Source organism: Streptomyces sp. NBC_00989, assembly GCF_045162655.1.
Lineage (GTDB): Bacteria > Actinomycetota > Actinomycetes > Streptomycetales > Streptomycetaceae > Streptomyces.
On record NZ_CP108728.1, the window covers coordinates 8,995,399 to 9,012,318 of the forward strand.

17 protein-coding genes are annotated in these 16,920 nt (G+C 70.6%); 5 read left to right on the plus strand and 12 right to left on the minus strand.

Annotation, left to right across the window (positions count from 1 at the left end; translation table 11 throughout):
• Positions 1-6: 6 nt before the first annotated feature.
• The gene (gene corA, locus OG714_RS40410) at positions 7-1,005 is read right to left on the minus strand and encodes a magnesium/cobalt transporter CorA (protein ID WP_406128590.1); all 999 of its coding nucleotides are present in this window, start codon (positions 1,003-1,005) and stop codon (positions 7-9) included.
• A gap of 62 nt (positions 1,006-1,067) precedes the next feature.
• On the opposite strand from corA, the gene OG714_RS40415 reads away from it, so the two are divergent.
• From OG714_RS40415 to mshC, 4 genes are all read left to right on the plus strand, one after another.
• Positions 1,068-1,754, plus strand: a complete 687-nt coding sequence (locus OG714_RS40415) for a histidine phosphatase family protein (protein ID WP_406128592.1) — start codon at positions 1,068-1,070, stop codon at positions 1,752-1,754.
• Between the two features lie 75 nt (positions 1,755-1,829).
• The gene (locus tag OG714_RS40420) at positions 1,830-2,420 is read left to right on the plus strand and encodes a DUF3090 domain-containing protein (RefSeq protein WP_406128594.1); all 591 of its coding nucleotides are present in this window, start codon (positions 1,830-1,832) and stop codon (positions 2,418-2,420) included.
• The gene (locus tag OG714_RS40425; protein WP_406128595.1) at positions 2,384-3,202 is read left to right on the plus strand and encodes an SCO1664 family protein; all 819 of its coding nucleotides are present in this window, start codon (positions 2,384-2,386) and stop codon (positions 3,200-3,202) included. The genes OG714_RS40420 and OG714_RS40425 overlap by 37 nt, the downstream gene beginning before the upstream one ends.
• A 94-nt stretch (positions 3,203-3,296) precedes the next feature.
• The gene (gene mshC, locus OG714_RS40430; protein ID WP_406128597.1) at positions 3,297-4,526 is read left to right on the plus strand and encodes a cysteine--1-D-myo-inosityl 2-amino-2-deoxy-alpha-D-glucopyranoside ligase; all 1,230 of its coding nucleotides are present in this window, start codon (positions 3,297-3,299) and stop codon (positions 4,524-4,526) included.
• A 66-nt stretch (positions 4,527-4,592) separates the two neighbouring features.
• Here the strand turns inward: mshC and OG714_RS40435 are convergent, their stop codons facing one another.
• From OG714_RS40435 to OG714_RS40470, 8 genes are all read right to left on the minus strand, one after another.
• The gene (locus OG714_RS40435; RefSeq protein ID WP_406128599.1) at positions 4,593-5,615 is read right to left on the minus strand and encodes a PAC2 family protein; all 1,023 of its coding nucleotides are present in this window, start codon (positions 5,613-5,615) and stop codon (positions 4,593-4,595) included.
• 198 nt (positions 5,616-5,813) lie between these two features.
• A complete protein-coding gene (locus tag OG714_RS40440; RefSeq protein ID WP_033283704.1) occupies positions 5,814-6,485 on the minus strand; it encodes a FadR/GntR family transcriptional regulator in 672 nt (223 codons plus the stop codon).
• Positions 6,486-6,570: 85 nt separating this feature from the next.
• Entirely contained in the window at positions 6,571-7,875 is a 1,305-nt protein-coding gene (locus tag OG714_RS40445) for an amidohydrolase (protein ID WP_406128601.1), read from the minus strand.
• On the minus strand, positions 7,872-8,630 hold the full coding sequence (locus OG714_RS40450) for a nucleoside phosphorylase (RefSeq protein ID WP_406128603.1): 759 nt from the start codon (positions 8,628-8,630) through the stop codon (positions 7,872-7,874). The genes OG714_RS40445 and OG714_RS40450 overlap by 4 nt, the downstream gene beginning before the upstream one ends.
• Positions 8,627-9,499 carry an ABC transporter permease gene (locus OG714_RS40455; protein ID WP_406128604.1) on the minus strand — a complete coding sequence of 291 codons (873 nt, stop codon included), beginning with the start codon at positions 9,497-9,499 and terminating at the stop codon, positions 8,627-8,629. The genes OG714_RS40450 and OG714_RS40455 overlap by 4 nt, the downstream gene beginning before the upstream one ends.
• Positions 9,499-10,596 carry an ABC transporter permease gene (locus tag OG714_RS40460; RefSeq protein ID WP_406128605.1) on the minus strand — a complete coding sequence of 366 codons (1,098 nt, stop codon included), beginning with the start codon at positions 10,594-10,596 and terminating at the stop codon, positions 9,499-9,501. Before OG714_RS40460 ends, OG714_RS40455 begins: the two co-directional genes overlap by 1 nt.
• A 1-nt stretch (position 10,597) precedes the next feature.
• Positions 10,598-12,121, minus strand: coding sequence for an ABC transporter ATP-binding protein (locus OG714_RS40465; protein ID WP_406128607.1), 1,524 nt, complete (start codon positions 12,119-12,121; stop codon positions 10,598-10,600).
• Positions 12,102-13,154: a BMP family ABC transporter substrate-binding protein gene (locus tag OG714_RS40470; protein WP_406128609.1), complete on the minus strand. Its 1,053-nt coding sequence runs from the start codon at positions 13,152-13,154 to the stop codon at positions 12,102-12,104. The genes OG714_RS40465 and OG714_RS40470 overlap by 20 nt, the downstream gene beginning before the upstream one ends.
• Before the next feature lie 309 nt (positions 13,155-13,463).
• Between OG714_RS40470 and mtnA the strand changes: the two genes are divergently transcribed.
• Positions 13,464-14,504 (plus strand): S-methyl-5-thioribose-1-phosphate isomerase, encoded by a 1,041-nt coding sequence (gene mtnA, locus OG714_RS40475; protein ID WP_406128611.1) that lies wholly within the window; start codon positions 13,464-13,466, stop codon positions 14,502-14,504.
• 120 nt (positions 14,505-14,624) lie between these two features.
• Here mtnA and mtnB read toward each other — a convergent pair whose 3' ends face one another.
• From mtnB to OG714_RS40490, 3 genes are read right to left on the minus strand one after another with little or no spacing between them, the layout of a single operon-like run.
• Entirely contained in the window at positions 14,625-15,233 is a 609-nt protein-coding gene (mtnB, locus tag OG714_RS40480; protein ID WP_406128613.1) for a methylthioribulose 1-phosphate dehydratase, read from the minus strand.
• Positions 15,230-15,955 carry an acireductone synthase gene (mtnC, locus tag OG714_RS40485; RefSeq protein ID WP_406128615.1) on the minus strand — a complete coding sequence of 242 codons (726 nt, stop codon included), beginning with the start codon at positions 15,953-15,955 and terminating at the stop codon, positions 15,230-15,232. Before mtnC ends, mtnB begins: the two co-directional genes overlap by 4 nt.
• Positions 15,952-16,551 (minus strand): 1,2-dihydroxy-3-keto-5-methylthiopentene dioxygenase, encoded by a 600-nt coding sequence (locus OG714_RS40490; protein WP_406128617.1) that lies wholly within the window; start codon positions 16,549-16,551, stop codon positions 15,952-15,954. The genes mtnC and OG714_RS40490 overlap by 4 nt, the downstream gene beginning before the upstream one ends.
• Between the last annotated feature and the right edge of the window lie 369 nt (positions 16,552-16,920).

The following is a 16,920-nucleotide window of genomic DNA, read 5'->3' on the forward strand; positions in this document are numbered from 1 at the left end:
GTCGCCCTACAGCCAGCCGCGCCGCTTGAACGTCCGGTACAGCAGCACTTCCAGGGCGGCCATCAGCAGGATCACCGCGGGGTATCCCCACAGCCAGTGCAGCTCGGGCATGTGGTCGAAGTTCATGCCGTAGATGCCCGCGATCATCGTGGGGACGGCGGCCATGGCGGCCCAGCCGGAGATCTTCCGCATGTCGTCGTTCTGCCGGACGCTGGTCTGCGCGAGATGCGCCGACAGGACGTCCGAGACCAGCCGGTCCAGGCCCTCCACGGACTCGTTGACCTTCATCAGGTGGTCGTTCACGTCACGGAAGAACGGCCGCGACTTGTCGTTCACGAACGGCACCCGGTCCCCGGCGAGACCGACACCCGCGAGCCGGGCCAGCGGCTGTGCGAGCGGTCCTGTTGCCCGGCGGAACTCCAGGATCTGCCGCTTGAAGGCGTAGATCCGCGAGGCCGTGGTCCGCGAGCCGCCGCCGGTCGGCGAGAACACCGCCGCCTCCAGCTCCTCCAGGTCGGTCTGCAACTCGCCCGCCACGTCCACGTAGTGGTCGACGACGGCGTCCGCGATCGAGTACAGCACCGCCGTGGGCCCGTGCCGCAGCATCTCCGGCTCCTCCTCAAGCCGGTGCCGTACGGCCGCCAGAGGAGCCTCCTCCCCGTGCCGGACCGTCACTACGAAGGAGTCGCCCACGAAGACCATGACCTCGCCGGAGGTGACCACGTCGCTGTCGGCCTCGTAGCCCACCGGCTTGAGGACCACGAAGAGCGAGTCGTCGTAGACCTCCAGTTTGGGCCGCTGATGTGCGGTCAGGGCGTCCTCGACGGCCAGTGGGTGAAGTCCGAACTCCTGGGTGACCTTGTCGAACTCCTTCTCCGTGGGCTCGTAGAGGCCGATCCAGACGAAGGCGTCACCCACACGACGACAGTGGTCCAGGCCGTCGGAGAAGTCGCCGGGCCCCTCCGCCCGGCGTCCGTCACGGTAGATGGCGTAGTCGACGATCACGGTGCGTATTCTCCCGCCGTCCAGCCGAAACCGCACCCTGGCGTGCGCCTACCCTTGGCTCCATGCCCACGTTGATCCTTGTCCGGCACGGACGTTCGACCGCCAACACCGGGGGAGTGCTCGCCGGCTGGACGCCCGGCGTAGCCCTCGACGAGCGCGGCAACGCCCAGGCCGCCGCGCTCCCCGGACGGCTCGCCGCGCTGCCGATCGCCGAGGTCGTCGCCAGCCCGCTGCAACGCTGCCAGGAGACCCTCCAGCCCCTCCTCGACGCCCGTCCCGACCTGCGGCCGCACACCGAGGAGCGGATCGGGGAGTGCCACTACGGCGACTGGTCCGGCCGCAAGCTCGCCGAGCTCTCGGGCGAGCCCCTGATGGAGGTCGTCCAGTCGCACCCCTCGGCGGCCGCGTTCCCCGGCGGCGAGTCGATGCGCGCGATGCAGACCCGCGCGGCCGAGGCCGTACGCGAGTGGAACGCGCGCGTGGAGCGCGATCACGGCGCGGACGCCGTCTATCTCATGTGCTCGCACGGCGACATCATCAAGTCCCTTGTCGCGGACGCACTCGGACTTCATCTGGACCTCTTTCAGCGGATCTCCGTAGAACCGTGTTCCATCACCGCGATCCGTTACACCCGTCTCAGGCCCTATCTCGTACGGCTCGGGGACACCGGTGATCTCGCGTCCCTGGCGCCGCGCGAGGAGCCCCCGGGCGACGAGGCCACGGTCGGGGGCGGCGCGGGCGCACCGTGATCGTCGGCCGCAGTAGGGTGAAGCGGTCGCAGTAGCGCCGCACTTGTCAGCAGTCGATTCCAATGGAGACAGGACGTGTCCCGTCAGGTGTTCTTCTACGACCCGCCGGACCGCTTCGTAGCCGGTACGGTCGGACTGCCCGGGCGCCGTACGTTCTTCCTCCAGGCCGCCTCCGGTCCTCGGGTGACCAGCGTGGCCCTGGAGAAGACGCAGGTCGCCGCGCTCGCCGAGCGCATGGACGAGCTCCTGGACGAGGTCGTACGGCGCAGTGGCGGCAGCGCGGCCGTCCCGGCCGTCACCCCCACCGAGATCTCCGACACCCGTCCGCTGGAGACCCCCGTCGAGGAGGAGTTCCGCGTCGGCACCATGGCACTCGCCTGGGACGGCGACGAGCAGCGCATGATCGTCGAGGCGCAGGCCCTCGTCGAGCTCGACGCCGACACCGACGAGGACCTCGCCGAGGCCGAGGAGCGACTCCTCCAGGACGAGGAGAACGGACCCCCGATGCTGCGGGTCCGCCTCACCGGCGCCCAGGCCCGCGCCTTCGCGAAGCGGGCCCTCGACGTCGTCAACGCCGGCCGTCCGCCCTGCCCGCTGTGCAGCCTCCCGCTCGACCCGGAAGGACACGTATGTCCGCGCCAGAACGGATACCGCCGCGGAGCGTGACCACGGCCGAGCTGCTCGCCAAGGGTGAGCTGAAAGTGCGCGGACGCATCCGCGAGGCCTCGAACGCGGTGCTGTTCTGCTCCGTGACGTACGAGGGCCGCGAGGCGTCCTGCGTGTACAAACCCGTCGCCGGGGAGCGGCCGTTGTGGGACTTCCCGGACGGCAACCTCGCCCAGCGCGAGGTCGCCGCCTACGAGGTCTCCGAGGCGACCGGCTGGGACCTCGTGCCGACCACCGTGCTGCGCGACGGGCCGTACGGCGAGGGCATGTGCCAACTGTGGATCGAGACGGCGGCCGAGTCCGAACTGCTCGCCCTGGTCGACGCCGAGGAGCCCGAGCCGGGCTGGAAGGCCATCGGGTTCGCCGAGGTCGGCGAGGGGAAGACGGCCCTCCTGGTGCACGCCGACGACGAGCGGCTGCGCAGGCTCGCCGTCCTCGACGCCGTCATCAACAACGCCGACCGCAAGGGCGGCCATCTGCTGCCCGCAGACGAGGGCCGCCTCTACGGCATCGACCACGGTGTCACCTTCAACGCCGAGAACAAGCTGCGCACCCTCCTGTGGGGCTGGGCGGGCGAGCCGCTCACTCCGGAGGCGGTCGAGGTCCTCCAGGCGCTCAGGGAGGCGCTGAGGGACGGCGGCGGGCTCGCCGCGAAGCTCACCGAGCTGATCACCGCCGTAGAACTCGACGCCACGCGCGCGCGTGTCGACGCGTTGCTCGCGGACGGGAAGCATCCCGAGCCGAGTGGGGAGTGGCCGGCCATTCCGTGGCCGCCCGTGTAGCAGCACGGCGATCAAGGGTGCGCAAGAACGCCTTACCGGTCATCCGGCCTGGTCCGGTTCGTATGCGAAACATCTGTCCGGTTACGCTCATGACATGTATGCCTGGCCCGCTTCTGAGGTCCCCGCCCTTCCCGGCAAGGGCCGCGACCTCCGGATCCACGACACCGCGACCGGCGGTCTGGTCACCCCTGACACCGGTCCCGTCGCCCGTATCTACGTGTGCGGCATCACGCCGTACGACGCCACCCACATGGGGCACGCGGCGACCTACAACGCGTTCGACCTCGTGCAGCGCGTGTGGCTCGACACCAAGCGGCAGGTTCACTACGTCCAGAACGTGACCGACGTCGACGACCCGCTCCTGGAGCGGGCCGAGCGCGACGGCGTCGACTGGGTCGCCCTCGCCGAGAAGGAGACCGCGCTCTTCCGCGAGGACATGACCGCCCTGCGCATGCTGCCCCCGAAGCACTACATCGGCGCGGTCGAGGCGATACCCGGCATCGTGCCGCTCGTCGAACGCCTCAGGGACGCGGGTGCCGCCTACGAACTCGAGGGGGACATCTACTTCTCCGTCGGGTCCGACCCCAACTTCGGCAAGGTCTCGGGCCTCGACGCGGCCGCGATGCGACTGCTGTCCGCCGAGCGCGGCGGCGACCCGGACCGCCCGGGCAAGAAGAACCCGCTCGACCCGATGCTCTGGATGGCCGCCCGCGAGGGCGAACCGAGCTGGGACGGCGGCTCGCTCGGCCGGGGGCGGCCCGGCTGGCACATCGAGTGCGTGGCCATCGCCCTGGACCACCTGGGCATGGGCTTCGACGTGCAGGGCGGCGGCTCCGACCTCGCCTTCCCGCACCACGAGATGGGCGCCTCGCACGCCCAGGTGCTGACCGGCGAGTTCCCGATGGCCAAGGCGTACGTCCACGCCGGCATGGTCGGCCTCGACGGCGAGAAGATGTCGAAGTCCCGGGGCAACCTCGTCTTCGTCTCCGCGCTGCGCCGCGAGGGCGTCGACCCGGCCGCCATCCGGCTCACCCTGCTCGCCCACCACTACCGCTCCGACTGGGAGTGGACCGACCAGGTGCTCGCGGACGCGGTCGACCGGCTCGGCCGCTGGCGTGCCGCCGTCTCCCGGCCCGACGGCCCGCCCGCCGAGCCGCTCGTCGAGGAGATCCGCGAGGCCCTCGCGAACGACCTGGACGCCCCGGCCGCACTCGCCGCCGTGGACCGCTGGGCGGCCCTCCAGGAGACCGACGGCGGCACGGACGAGGGCGCCCCCGGCGTCGTGTCCCGTGCCGTGGACGCCCTGTTGGGCGTGGCCCTGTAGCGGTACCCGAACACGGAGAAGGCGGTGCGCAGCTCGCGCACCGCCTTCTTTCACGTCTCGTACGCCCTACTCCCCGGACGAGTCCTCGTCGTCGGGCTCACTGTCCGACCCGGCCTCGGGCCCGGCGTCCGTCTCCGGCTTCGCGGGTCTCTGCGGCTTCGGCCGGCCGGCGCCGGGGTTGTCGCGGAGATACGTCGCGCTGTCGCTGCCGTCCGCCGTGGCATGCCCACCGGGTGACGGGCTGCCGCCGCCGTCCCTGCGTCGGAGATAGCGCTCGAACTCGCGGGCGATCGCCTCACCCGACGCCTCCGGCAGCTCCGCGGTGTCGCGGGCCTCCTCCAGCGTCTGGACGTACTCGGCGACCTCGCTGTCCTCGGCGGCCAGCTGGTCCACGCCGACCTGCCAGGCGCGCGCGTCCTCGGGCAGCTCGCCCAGCGGGATGCGCACGTCGATCAGGTCCTCCAGGCGGTTGAGCAGCGCCAGGGTGGCCTTCGGGTTGGGCGGCTGCGACACGTAGTGCGGCACCGCGGCCCACAGCGACACGGCCGGTACGCCCGCGTGCGTGCACGCCTCCTGGAGGATGCCGACGATCCCGGTGGGACCCTCGTACTTGGTCTCCTCCAGGTCCATCCGCTGCGCCAGGTCCGAGTCCGACGTGGTCCCGCTGATCGGCACCGGACGTGTGTGCGGGGTGTCACCGAGCAGCGCGCCCAGGATCACCACCAGCTCCACGCCCAACTCGTGCGCGAAGCCCAGCAGTTCGTTGCAGAACGAGCGCCAGCGCATCGACGGTTCGATACCTCGGACGAGGACGAGGTCGCGCGGCTTCTCGCCGCCGACCCGGACCACCGAGAGGCGCGTTGTCGGCCATGTGATCTTTCGCACGCCGGCGTCCATCCACACCGTGGGCCGGTTCACCTGGAAGTCGTAGTAGTCCTCGGCGTCCAGCGCCGCGAACACCTCGCCCTTCCACTCCCTGTCCAAGTGCGCGACCGCGGTGGAAGCGGCGTCGCCGGCGTCGTTCCAGCCCTCGAACGCGGCCACCATCACTGGGTCGATCAGCTCGGGAACCCCCTCCAGCTCGATCACCCAGCGCCTCCTTCCGATCTGCCCTCGCGTACGCCCCAACCTTACGGCGTCCGACGGGGGCGCCCGCAGCCCCCTTGCACGGGGGAGTGAACCCATGCCTGCCCCGTCCGGGACGGTCGAACACACAAGATCGCCATCCTGTGCGGACCCGTCCCGGCCGGTCACTCCTCCGATGGATCAACAGGGCGGCTCACTCGATCACAGAGTCGAACGCAGCCACTGCTCCACACTCGCGATGTGCACCGTCGCCCACGACCGCGCCGCCTCCGCGTCCCGGTCGCGCAGCGCGCCCAGGATCGCCCGGTGCTCGTGCAGCGTCCGGCTCACCGCGTCCTCCTGCGTCAGACCCCGCCAGATCCGGGCCCGCGTGGTGGGCCCGGACAGCCCGTCGAGGAGCGAGCAGAGCACCGAGTTGCCGGAGCTCTGCACGATCCCCCGGTGGAACTCCAGGTCGCACGCGACCAGTTCCTCCACCGAGGGTGCCCCGCCCAGCGCGTCCAACTGGGCGGAGAGCGCGTCCAGTTGCTGCTCGCTGATCCGCAGCGCCGCCATGCCCGTGGCCGCCGGCTCCAGAATCCGCCGTACGGCCAGGAATTCGAGGACCGTGTCGTCGCGGTGGAAGTCGACGACGAAACTCAGCGCTTCCAGCAGGAGTTGGGGATCGAGGCTGGTGACGTACGTGCCGTCGCCCTGCCGCACATCCAGGATGCGGATCAGTGACAGGGCGCGCACGGCCTCCCGCAGGGAGTTGCGGGAGAGGCCCAGTTCGGCGGCGAGTTCGCTCTCCTTGGGCAGCCGGTCCCCGGGACGCAGCGCGCCGGAGACGATCATTCCCTTGATTTTCTCGATCGCCTCATCGGTGACTGCCATGGCCGGCCTTCCTGTTGCTCAGACGTCCGATGTATCACGTGCATTATGCGGGTTCAGCAGGCTGAACGGGAGGGAAATCCACAGCTCAGGCAAGTGCTTCGAGCTCCGCGAGCACGGCGTCCTCGTCCAGCGTGCCCAGTGTCCGGTTCCGCATCAGCACCCGGCCGTCCACCACCGTGTCCCGTACGTCCGCCGAGTGCGCGGCGTACGCGAGGGTCGACCACGGGTCGTGCAGCGGCCGCAGATGCGGCGCGTCCAGGTCGAGCACGACGAGATCGGCCCGCTTCCCGGCCTCGAGCGAGCCCAGGTGATCACCCAGGCCCAGCGCCCGCGCGCCCTCGATCGTCGCCATCCGTACGGCCTGTTCGGCGCCGACCGCCGTGGGGTCGCCGCCCGCCTTGTGGACGAGAGCCGCCTGCCGTACGGCGCCCAGCACGTCCAGCGTGTTGGAGCTGACGGCGCCGTCCGTGCCCAGGCCGACGGTCACACCCGCGCTCAACAGCCGTGGCACCGGCGCGATTCCGCAGCCCAACTTCAGGTTGGACACCGGACAGTGCGCGACCGACGTGCCCGTGCGGGCCAGTGCCGCGATCTCCGGGCCGGTCAGGTCCACGGCGTGCGCGAGCAGCAGATCGGGACCGAGCAGCCCCAGCGAGTCGAGCAACTCCACAGGGCGCTTGCCGTACTTGACCTCGACGGTGGCGACCTCGGTCGGGTTCTCCGCCGCGTGGATGTGCAGCAGCGCGCCGAACTCCCGTGCCAGGGCGGCGATTTCGACGAGCTGGTCGGGGGCCAGGGTGTAGGTCGAGTGCGCGAAGAGGATCGGCCGCAGGCCGGGGCGTGCCTCGCCCTGGGCCACCAAGTCCCTTCGGGCCCAGTCCAGTCGGTCCTCGTAGGCGATACGGTCCGGCGGTGCCGGTACGTCCATGAAGGTGGGCCCGGTGTGCAGTCGCCAGCCCGTCTCGCGGGCCGCCTGCTCGGCGGCCTCGTGGAACCAGTACATGTCGAGCGCCGAGGTCACCCCGGCCCGTACGCTCTCGGCCACCGCGAGCCGCACCGCCGCCGCCACGTTCTTCGGCGTCAGCAGTTCGGCCTCCCACTTCAACACCCGTTCCAGGAAGCCCTGGAGAGTGACGTCGTCGGCGCGACCGCGCAGCAGCGTCATCGCGAGATGCGTGTGCGTGTTGATCAGCCCGGGCAGGACGAGACAGCCCGAGGCGTCAATGGATTCCGTGGCCGTGAACCGAGTTGTCAGCTCCGCGGCCGGTCCTACGGCGACGATCTCGCCCTCGTGGACGGCAACTGCCCCGTCCCGTACGACCGTTCCGGCCTCGTCGACGGTGAGTACGTCCCCGCCGTGCACCAACAGGTCGATGCTCACGGTGCTCATACCGTCGACTCCTCGGCCTCGGCGAGCAGTCGGAGCGCCTCCAGGGAAACGACCGCACCGCGCTCGACACCGGCCGCGACGACCTCCCGATGCGGGTCGTACCCGCCGGTGGCGTCCTCGTCGACGAGTTCATCGGCGTTGGCACCGTCGATGACGAGCACCCCGCCCGCGACGAGACCGCGCAGCGAGGCCGTCACCAGCAGTGCCGACAGCTCCATCTCGATCGCCGCGAGCCCGGCGCCGTCGTAGGAGAAGAGGGGGAGGAGGCCGGGCTGGAAGGCGGCCCGCGTCCAGACGATGCCGCGGTGGTGCGGGGCGTCGGCCTCGCGGGCCGCGCGCTGGAGGGCGAGGACGGCCTCGGGGGAGGAGACGGCCGGGTACTCCGGGGGCAGCAACTGCTGGGTGACGCCGTCGTCGCGTACGGCCGCTTCCGCGATGACGAGGTCGCCGTCGTCGATGCCGGGCTTCATCGCGCCCGCCGTGCCGAAGCGCAGGAAGGTGCGGACCCCCGCGTCCGCCAGTTCCTGGAACAGCAGGATCGCGCCCGGTCCACCCACCCCGTGCGAGGCGACGGTGACCGGCAGGCCCTTCCAACTCCCGCTGAACACACGGTATTCGCGGTGGTACGACACCTCCTCGGCACCGTCCAGCAGCGCGGCGACGGCGGCGGCGCGCGCCGGGTCGCCGACGACGACCGCGTGCGCGGGAAGTCCGGTGCGCGGTATGCGCGTGATGGGCAACAGGTCCTGCGTCATGTGGTGGCTCCGGAAGGGGAGTTGACGGTACGGCGACGGCGGCGGGCCGTCGAGAGGAAGAGGGCGACGAGGGTCACGACGTACGGCGCGGCATCCGTGGCCTGCTGGGGCAGGCCGACGCCCTGGAGGCGGAAGCCGGCGGCCTCGGCGAGACCGAAGAGCAGCGCGGCGAGCAGCACGCCGACCGGTGCCGCGCGCCCGAGCATGACCGCTACTACGGCGATCCAGCCCCGGCCCGCCGTCATGTTCTCGGAGAACAACGTGACGTTGCCGAGCGCGAGTTGGGCTCCCGCGAGCCCGCACAGGATCCCGGAGATCAGCACCGCCGCGTACTTGTACTTCGCCGGGCTCACCCCGAGCGTGGCCGCCGCGTCCGGCGCCTCGCCGACCCCGCGCAGCCGCAGCCCCCACACACTCCGGGACAGCATCAGCGCGGCCACCGCGACCGCGACGAACGCCAGATACGCGAGCGGGGTGAAGCCACCGATCAACGGCAGCCCGGCGAGTGACGGATCGTCGAAAGTGCCCTGCACACCGAAGACCGTACGCAGCAGGAAGCTGGTCAGGCCAACTGCCAGGAGATTCATGGCGATTCCGAGAACCACCGCGTCCCCGCGCAGAGTTACCGCGCCCACGGCGAGGATCAGCGAGTACGCGGCTGCCGCGAGGGCGGCGGCGAGCACACCCAGCCAGGCGCTGCCCGTGAACCAGCTCGTGGCCACCGACGTGAAGCAGCCCATCAGCATCATGCCTTCGAGGCCGATGTTGAAGACGCCCGCACGCTCGCACAGGGCACCGCCGAGCGCGGCCAGCAGGATGGGGGTCAGCGCGCGCAGCGCCGACATCAGCAGGTCGGAGTCGAAGAACATCAGACGGCCCCGATTTCCCGAGAGGTTTCCTGAGAACCTTCGTGCGGGTTCTCCTGAGCACGTCTCCTGAACCACCCGGTGGGGAAGCGCAGTCGGGCCGCCAGGAACACGATCACGATGGCCTGGAGCACCTGCGTCAGCTCGCGCGGCACCTCGGTCGTCCGCTCCATCGCCAGGCCCCCGACCGCGAGGACGGCGAAGAAGAAGGAGGCGACGACCGTGCCGAGCGGCGCGGCCGCGGCGAGCAAGGCCGCCGTAAGTCCCGTCCAGGTGTAGCCGGGTGCGGTGAGCGAGCCGTCGACGAAGCGGTACGGGAAGCTCAACACCCCGATGGCGCCCACGAGTCCGGCCAGCGCGCCGGACACGGACATCAACTTGAGGGTCAGGCCCCGGCGTTCGACGCCGGCGTACGCGGCGAAACGGGAGTTGAGGCCGGTCATGCGGATCTCGTAGCCGAACGCCGTGCGCTTGTCGGTGAACCAGTAGGCGGCTGCCGCGAGGACCACCAGGACGAGCCCGATGGTGACCGTCGAGTCGCCGAACGCGGGCAGTGCCACGCCGTCCGGCATCGCCCGGGTCTGGGGGAGGCTGGAGCCGGGTTCCTTGAGCGGGTAGCGCGCCAGGTAGGAGGCGAGCGAGACCGCCGGGTAGCTCAGCAGCAGGCTGCTGACCAGGAGCGGAACGCCGAGGCGGTTCTCGCAGAGGGCGGCCAGGGCAGCGTATGCGGCGCCCGCCGCCATGCCCGCGAGCAGCGCCAGGGTGACGGTGAGCGGTGCGGGCAGCGGCGAGTAGAGGCCGGTCACGGCCGCCGTGATGCCGCCGAGGACCATCTGTCCGTCGCCGCCGAGGTTGATCAGCCCGGCGCGCAGCGGGATCGCCAGCGCGAGCGCCATGCCGAGCACGCTGGTGCCGGTGCTCAGCGTGGAGCCGATGCCGTCCGCGCCGAGCGAGCCGGTGAGGACGGCGCTGTACGCCGTGAACGGGTCCGCGCCGGTGCCGACGAGGAACAGGGCGCCGATGACCAGGCCCGCGAGCACGGAGAAGGTGATGGGGGAGCGCAACACCCCTGATATGCGCTGTATCTGAGTGTGCGTCATGTCAGTCGACGGCCTCCGTCGGCACTGCGGTCCCGCCCGCCATGGCGAGTCCCAGCGCCCGTTCGTCCGCCTCGTCCTTCGTGTACGTCGCCGTGACCCGGCCCTCGTACATGACCAGGACCCGGTCCGCGAGCCCTCGGATCTCGCTCAGTTCGGCCGAGACGAGGAGGACGGCGTGACCGGCGTCGCGGTAGGCGACGATCTGGTCGTGGATGTTCTGGATGGCGCCGATGTCGACCCCGCGCGTGGGCTGCTCGACGAGCAACAGCGGTGCCTCGTGGGCGAGTTCGCGGCCGATCAGCAGCTTCTGGAGATTGCCGCCGGACAGCGCGGAGGCGGGCACCTCGGGGGTGGCCGCCTTGATGCCGAAGCGCTCGATCAGCCGCCCGGCGTGGGCGCGTACGGAGGCGGGCGGCAGAAGTCCCTTGGTGGACAGGGACGTTCGGTGATGACCCATCGCGAGGTTGTCCGCGACGGACGCCGCCGGTGCCGTACCGACCGCGTGCCGGTCCTCCGGGACGTAGGCGAGACCCTGCGCACGGCGCTCGGTGGCCGACACGTGGGTGATGTCCCGGCCCTTCAGCGTGACCCGCCCGGAGGCGACCGGCCGTAGCCCGGCCAGGGCCTCGATCAGTTCGCTCTGGCCGTTGCCCGCGACGCCCGCGATGCCGACGATCTCCCCGGCGTGGACGGCGAGTCCCACATCGTGGACGGCGTCCGTGGTGAGGGCTCTCACGTCCAGGACCACGTCACCGGGTGTCCCGGCCGCGTGGACGCGGTCCAGTTCGACCGCGCGGCCGGTCATCGCGGCCGCGATCTCGTCGGCGGAGGTGTCCGCGGTGACCAGGCGGGCGACCACCCGGCCGTCCCGCAGCACGGTCACGTTGTCGCTGCCTTCGAGGACCTCGCGCAGCTTGTGGGTGACAAGGATCACCGTGCGGCCCTGCGCGGCCAGCGACTTGAGGACCGCGAAGAGGGCGTCCGCCTCGGCCGGTGTGAGCACGGCGGTCGGCTCGTCGAGGATCAGCGTGCGGGCGCCGCGATGCAGCAGCTTGAGGATCTCCACGCGCTGACGCAGCCCCACCGGCAGGTCGCCGACCCGGGCGTCCGGATCGACGGCGAGCCCGTGCTCCTCGGCCAGCTCCCGCACCCGGCGGCGGGCCGCGGCCCGGTCCACCAGGCCGAAACGGCGCGGCTCGGCGGCGTAGACGACGTTCTCGGCGACCGTCAGCGAGTCGAACAGCTTGAAGCTCTGGTGGACCATGCCGAGCCCGGCGGCCATCGCCGCGCTCGGGTCGCCGAAGGCCACCTCGCGGCCGTCGATCCGGACGGACCCGGCGTCGGCGCGCTCCATGCCGTAGAGGATCGACATGAGGGTGGACTTGCCGGCGCCGTTCTCGCCCATGAGGGCGTGGATCTCGCCGCGGTGGACGGTCAGGTCGACGGCGTCGTTGGCGAGCGTGCCGGGGAACCGCTTGGTGATTCCCCGGAGCTCGACCGCCGGGTCAACTGGCGGCCGGGTCATCGACCTTGAGCTTCCCGGAGACGATCTGGTCGCGCAGCGCCTTCACCTTCGCGAGGACGTCCTTGTGCTGGGCGATCACGCACTTCGACGAGTCGACGCCCGCCTCAAGACCGGTGAGGCTGATGCCGCCCTCCTTCAGGCCGTACGACACCGAGGTGCCGGTCTTGCCCGCGAGGACCTGCTCGACGCCCTTCTCCACGGCGACGTCCGTCTTCTTGATCACGTTGTCGACGACCGTGCCGGGGGAGGAGACGCACTGGTTGACGTCGACGCCGTACGCGAACGCGCCCTTGGCCTTCGCGGCCTCGAAGACGCCGTAGTTGCCGGCCGCCGCTGCCGCCATGATCTGGTCGGTGCCCTTGGAGAGAAGGGAGTTGGCCTGCTCCTTGGCGCGCGCCGAGTCGTCGAACGGGGACTGGCCGCCCACGAAGCGCGTCGACGCGGACGTCTTGGCGGCGACCTTCTTGGCACCGGCCGCGAACGGGTCGCTGTAGCGCCGGAACTGGGGCGTGTCGAGCACGTCCACCGCGCCGACCTTGCCGCTCTTGCTGAGCAACCCGGCCTCGGCGCCCGCGAGATAGACACCCTCGTGCTCACGGAACACCGCGCAGGTGACGTTCTTAAACGTCTTCGTCGTGCACGCGTCGATCATCAGGAACTGCTGCTTCGGGTGCGCCTTCGCCTGCTGCGCGACGATGTCCGCGAACTCGAAGCCGACCAGCACGATCACGCTCGGGCTCGCGTCCACGGCGGCCTGCACGTTCTGCTGCTGGGACGCGGTGTCCGTCGACTCGTAGACCTTCTCGGTGCCGTCGTGCGTCTTCGCCGCGGCCTTCACACCGGTGACGGCGAGCTTCAGGAACTCGTTCTGCCCGACCGCGTCCGGCGTGACCAGCGTGAACGACTTCCCGCTCCCGCCGCTCGCGCTGTCCGAGGCGTCGGTCTTCGCGGCGGCGTTGCAGGCCGTGGCGGCGGTGACCATGAGCGTGGTGGCGGCGACGAGCTGGAGCGTACGACGTGATCTGCGGAGCATGGGGACCTTCCGGGGTACGGCAAGGCGCGCTCCGGCGGGAGCGCGTGCGACCAGATGGTGAGACGGGAGGAGACGAGGGGTGGACGCGAGAGGGACAGGTCAGCGTCGACAGCAGTCGCTCGCGCAGCGGCCGTGATCGAGGAAACGGCGCATGGTGAGCAGCACACGTCCTCCTTCGTCTCGGCCTTCGGGCTGCGGGTGCTGGACTTTAACATTCGTTTTGAGACACCTGCTCGACTGTCTCGAACTGTGGTTCTTCCTGGTCATGTACGGTGTCCGACACCATCGGAACAGCAGGAGTGTCCCGTTATGCCCCAGGAACTGCGCGCGGTCGACTGGACCGGAACCGGTCTCGCGCTCATCGACCAGACCCTCCTCCCGCACCGCAACGAGACGATGGCTGTCCACGATGTGGACACCCTGGTCGACGCGATCCAGCGCCTCGTGGTGCGCGGGGCGCCCGCGATCGGAGCGGCGGGCGCGTACGGCGTCGCGCTCGCGCTCATCGAGGGCGAGCGGAAGGGCTGGACCGAGGCCGAGACGCGCGCGGCGGTCGCCCGCGTCCGCGAGGCCCGGCCCACCGCGGTCAACCTCATGGTGTGCGTGGACCGGGTCATGACCCGCTTCGACGAGGGCCTCGAAGCGGTCCTCGAAGAGGCCGCCGCCGTCCAGCGCGAGGACGTCGCCGCCAACCGCGCGATGGGCGCGTTCGGCGCCGACTGGCTGCTCGAAAGGCTCCAACAGGTGGGCGTGGAGCGGCCGTTGAGGCTCCTGACGCACTGCAACACGGGCGCGCTGGCCACGGCCGGCTGGGGCACGGCACTCGGCGTCATCCGCGAACTGCACGCGCGTGGCCTGGTGGAGGTCGTCTACGCCGACGAGACGCGCCCCCTGCTCCAGGGATCACGCCTCACCGCCTGGGAGTTGGTCCAGGAGGGCATCCCGCACTACGTCCAGGCCGACGGCGCCGCCGTCGGCACCATCCTGCGCGGCGAGGTCGACGCGGCCATCGTCGGCGCGGACCGCATCGCGGCCAACGGCGACACCGCGAACAAGGTCGGCACGGTGGGCGTCGCCCTGGCCTGCGCGGACGCCGGCATCCCGTTCCTGGTGGCGGCCCCCACGACCACCGTCGACCTCTCCACCGAGACCGGCGCCGACATCCACATCGAACTCCGGGGCGAGTCCGAGGTGTTGGAGTGGTCGGGAGTACGAACAGCTCCCGCCGAGTCGCGGGGCCACAACCCCGCCTTCGACGTGACCCCGGGCCGCCTGATCACCGGACTGGTCACGGAGCGGGGCGTGTTGGAGGTATCGGCAGGCGAACTTCCAGGCGACCGCCTGAAGTAGTAGTGCTGGCGAGCCCCCGCGCCCCTGCTTTTGGCTTTTAGGGGCGCGGGGCTGTGTCGATTTGCGGCTCCGCAGCGGGCGCGACCAGCCCCCACCGGCCGGGCACTGTGACTACAACGCTCAACGCTGCGTCAGTTCCAACTCCAGCAACCACTCCACCACTTCAGTGTGATGCCGAGCCTGCCGAGCATCCGCACCCCACACATACAACCCATGCCCGGCGACAACGACGGCCGGCATCCGAGGATCCCGAGCCGCCTCCAGCCGATCCCCAAGCACCTTCATGTCCTGGCTGTTGACGATGACAGGCAAGGTCACCTCGACATCGTGCGCAGGCTGCCCGACACCCTTGAGCATCTCGACGTCCTTGAACACGATCCCGCCCGGTTCACGCCGCCCCATGGCAACGGACGCAACGGTGTGCACATGGACGACCGCCCCCGCACCGGTCAACGCGGCAACGCGAGCGTGGAGTTCGGCCTCGGCGGACGGCTTCCCGCCCCGCACGGCCGCACCGTCCCCGTCCACCAACACCACGTCGGCGGCCGTGAGTTCACCCTTGTCGTGCCCGCTGGCCGTCACCGCCAGCCGCAGCGGATCCCGGCCCACCACCACGGACAAATTGCCGGACGTCCCCCGCATCCAGCCGAACGAGGCGAACCGAGCGGATTCGGCGGCGAGTTGAGCCCCCGCCTCCTTCAGGTCGAGGTCAGTGATCTCGCTGGTCACGTGGTGCTCCTTGAACTGGTGATGCCGATCTCGTCGAACGCCCCCGCCTGTGCGTGGTCGCCGACGCCTTGCTCGAAGTACGGTTCCCCGGGCCGCCGTACACCGACCGCGTGCCAGCCCGCGGCCACGGCCGCGTCCAGCTCGCCGGGCCGGTCGGAGAGGAAGAGCAGCCGGGACGGCTCGACGCCGGTCGCGTCCGCGATACGGCGGTACGACTCCGGGTCCTGCTTGGGGCCGGCGTTCTCCGTGTCGTAGAGACCGGAGACCAGCGGCAGGAGGTCGCCCTCCGGGCTGGACGTGAACCACGCGCGCTGCGCGGCCACCGAGCCGGACGAGTAGACGTACAGCCGCAGGCCCGCCGTGTGCCAGGCGCGCAGGGCCGGTACGACGTCGTCGTAGAAGTGCGAGACGAGGTCGCCGCGGGCGAAGCCCTCGGACCAGATGATGCCCTGGAGGGTCTTGAGGGGGGTGGCCTTACGGTCCTCGTCGAGCCAGGTGTTGAGGGTCTTCTCGATCTGTACGGCGTCGGCGTCCGGGGCGCCGGTCAGTTCGCGCACCTGCGCGACCGCCCGGGCCACCGCCGGATCGTCGCTCCGCTCGGCGAGCAGCGCCGCGAAGCGCGAGCGGGAGTACGGGTAGAGCACGTCGACGACGAAACCCGTGGCGCTCGTGGTGCCCTCGATGTCGAGCACCACGGCGTCCACGGCGAACTGCAAGGTCACGCGGCGGCCTTGTCCCGCTGGAAGCCCGCGTCGATCGTGTCGTAGTCGGGGAAGCGCGAGGCGATGGTCGAGCCGGTGAAGTTGCCGACCCAGCCGTCCTCCTCGTGGAAGAAGCGGATCGCGGTGAAAGCGGGCCTGGTGCCCATGTCGAACCAGTGGGTGGTGCCGCGCGGGACGCCGATCAGGTCGCCCTTCTCGCAGTAGACGGCGTTCACCTCGCCGTTGACGTGCAGGTAGAAGATGCCGGAGCCGGAGACGAAGAAGCGGACCTCGTCATCGTCGTCGTGCGTGTGCTCCTGGAGGAACTTCGCGCGCGCGCCCGCCGCCTTCGCCGGGTACTCCGGGTCGTCGCTGGGGTGCAGGCCGAGGACGTCGACCGTGGTGAAGCCCTCTTCGGCGTTGAGCTTGTCGATCTCCGGGCCGTACGCGGCGAACACGGTGTCGCTGTCGGCGTCGGCCGGGACGTCCTCACGGATCGGCCACTGCTCGAAGCGCACGCCGATCGGGGCGAGCGCGGCGGCGATCTCGACGGGGTCGGCGGTACGGCGCACGAGGGTCTCCGGGCCGGACTCGGCCCAGGTGGTGAGCAGCGTCATGGGAACAACTCCGAAAGGTGGGAGGGATGTCCGGATGCTGGGACGAGCACCGGACGGGTGGGGGAGGCGAAGAAGGTGCGGCGGGGCGACGGCGGCGGACAGCCGGTCAGCCCGGACAGCGCACGTCGGGACAGCACCGCATGCAGCTCACGGGGGGTGTCGTCGCGCGTGGTGTCTTCATCGGGGCCTCACTGTGCCGGGTCGGGAGCCGGTTCCGTGATGGTAACCGCCGTCGGTGAACGGACCGGGTGTGACGTAGTCGTTGTCTCATCTGTTGAGAAACCGCTTCCATCCCTTTGACCAATGGCCGAAAACGTTCTCATGATCTCCTTATGAAGACGCTGCTGCTCGTGCGGCGGCTGTACGTGG